At 24.7% G+C, this 2,136-nt stretch carries 5 protein-coding genes; 4 read left to right on the top strand and 1 reads right to left on the bottom strand.

Annotated elements, in window-relative coordinates; genetic code table 11:
* Nucleotides 1-381: 381 nt before the first annotated feature.
* The 3 genes from N456_RS24065 to N456_RS08955 are packed head-to-tail and all read left to right on the top strand — an operon-like array spanning nucleotide 382 to nucleotide 1,212.
* Nucleotides 382-588, top strand: a complete 207-nt coding sequence (locus tag N456_RS24065) for a hypothetical protein (RefSeq protein ID WP_148639269.1) — start codon at nucleotides 382-384, stop codon at nucleotides 586-588.
* Nucleotides 581-1,033: a hypothetical protein gene (locus N456_RS08960; protein WP_148639268.1), complete on the top strand. Its 453-nt coding sequence runs from the start codon at nucleotides 581-583 to the stop codon at nucleotides 1,031-1,033. The genes N456_RS24065 and N456_RS08960 overlap by 8 nt, the downstream gene beginning before the upstream one ends.
* Nucleotides 1,030-1,212, top strand: coding sequence for a hypothetical protein (locus N456_RS08955; RefSeq protein WP_062056074.1), 183 nt, complete (start codon nucleotides 1,030-1,032; stop codon nucleotides 1,210-1,212). Before N456_RS08960 ends, N456_RS08955 begins: the two co-directional genes overlap by 4 nt.
* On the opposite strand, the gene N456_RS08950 is transcribed toward N456_RS08955, so the two are convergent.
* On the bottom strand, nucleotides 1,209-1,664 hold the full coding sequence (locus N456_RS08950) for a hypothetical protein (protein ID WP_148639267.1): 456 nt from the start codon (nucleotides 1,662-1,664) through the stop codon (nucleotides 1,209-1,211). The genes N456_RS08955 and N456_RS08950 overlap by 4 nt on opposite strands.
* Before the next feature lie 157 nt (nucleotides 1,665-1,821).
* Here N456_RS08950 and N456_RS08945 point away from each other — a divergent pair.
* The coding region (locus N456_RS08945) for a hypothetical protein (RefSeq protein ID WP_148639266.1) at nucleotides 1,822-2,136 on the top strand (315 nt) is incomplete at its 3' end.

Genomic DNA, 2,136 nt, shown 5'->3' with positions numbered 1-2,136 from the left:
CTTAACCATATTTTAATTACTGATTACAAGTTTTTTTTCAACTAATTACTAATGATATATTTGAAGATAAAAACAGATATTAGACGAATAGAGTTTTAAAAGTAGGGAAATAATAGTGGAACATCTTTTTGAATACACATGTATATACCTGATATGTAATATTCTATAATAATTACATATATTTTTATAATTTACGGTTTTTCCGTATTCGAGTTAACTATATAGCTATGTATCTTTACTCAAAAAAATGTTGAATATTATAATGCAATACTAAAATACTGAAGAGTACCTCGTAAAAACAGTTAATTATTTTTTATATAACTATATAATTTTAAGGTTTTAAACATTATTTTTAGAGATAATCCTTAAATCAATTTAGTTATGAAAAAAATCATTTTATTATCTACAGTATCAAGTTTGTTAATATTTTCAACTTCTTGTGAGAAACAAGATGATATAATAGGAAATGATGAAAATATTGAAACTTTTCAAGTCGATTTATCCGATGTTAAAAGACCAGGAACAAGAGAAGTACAATCCGTTGACTTATCAAATATTCAAAGACCAGGTACTCGTAACAGTGGATAGGATATTAAATAATGAATCTAAATTTACAGCAACAAGGGTATTGGGAAGTATAGCCATAATTTTTTCAGGATTAGTACTTTATCTTGATAAAATTATGGCTATTTTTAATTACCAATTCATTATACCTGAGAAATTTCTTTTGGCAAAAATAGATTTTCAAACTTTTATTTGGCTAATGAGCCAAACTATCTCTCCTTTGATATTGATTGCTGGAGCTCTATTACGTTCTTATTCTGTAGCATACCTAATTCCAATATATTGCTACATACTTCAATTGTTTTTCTTACTGAAAGACTATAAAATAATAGATGATGGGTATTTATATTGGTATACCTTTAGCACTACTATTCTAGTAATATTTGTTATCCAAACCATAAAATTCTTACAAGTTTATAATATAAAAAGGCAAATAAAAATAGCTAAGAAAAAACTACTTCAAGAATGAATAATATTGAAAGAATGGTGCTTCTGATTGCTGCTAAGCAAGGATATGATGACGGTAAATTAATGGCAGATCAATATTTATCATTATTAGAGGATATTGAAAAAGGTATAATTATGTCAGAAACAAAAAAAATAGAAGAACAAGTTGATTTTATAATAAATAGATATGCAAACTCTTAAGTATTCTTAGTTGTTTTTTTATTCTTACTAACCCGTTCTTTTTCAACTGAAACTAGATCTTTAAGCCTTTGAGAATCTATATATTCTATTATTTCTTTATTTTGTTCTTTTATCGTTTCTAAACACAATAATATTTCATCTAATTTATATCCAATTGTTTTAGATATTAATTCTTTAAAAATATTGTCAATAGAAGAATTATTATCTTTTTCATTTGTTTCATCTTTCATATCACCTAATCCATGATTTAACCAAGATTTAGATATATTATACTCTTTAGATAACAAATTGTATAAAACTTCAATAGTTGTATCTCTAGGTTTAGTAGATGTTCTGTTTAGAATCTTATCAATTCCTACTTGCGATAAAGGTGTTTTTTCCGCTATTTCATATCCAGTAAGTCCTAAATGCTTAATAGCATTTATTATTCGCTCTAATAGTTTTTCTTGCACAAATTTATATTTTTTACATAACTTATTTTTTATTATAAATAATAAGTTATACATTCGTTATATAATAATATCACTATTCACTAAAAGTATGGAAACAATTCTAAATATAATATTAAAAAATACTGAAAATAGGACGTTTTTTTAGAAAATCTAGTTAATGAGGATTTCTTTATTAGCTTTTATTTTCTCAACAATAAAAAAACACAAATCTTATAAAACTGCTATTAAAACACCATTAATGAGTTATGATTTAGAATTTGAAAAACAGGTTTTTAATTACTTATTTATCACACAAGGTAGTTTTAATGATTACGTGAATACTAATGGAGGGGTAGCACAATTATTAAGAAACTGGATATTTGAAGCTTTTAAAAGTGGAAAAACTCCATATGAAGTAGCAAGAGTCATTCAAAATTCTCCACACATATTAGAGCATATTGAGAAAATAAAGAAAGAAAACAACAACCCTAAA

The organism is Aquimarina longa SW024, assembly GCF_001401755.1.
In the GTDB taxonomy this organism is placed as follows: Bacteria; Bacteroidota; Bacteroidia; order Flavobacteriales; family Flavobacteriaceae; genus Aquimarina; species Aquimarina longa.
This window is presented reverse-complemented; position numbering and strand designations above follow the sequence as displayed.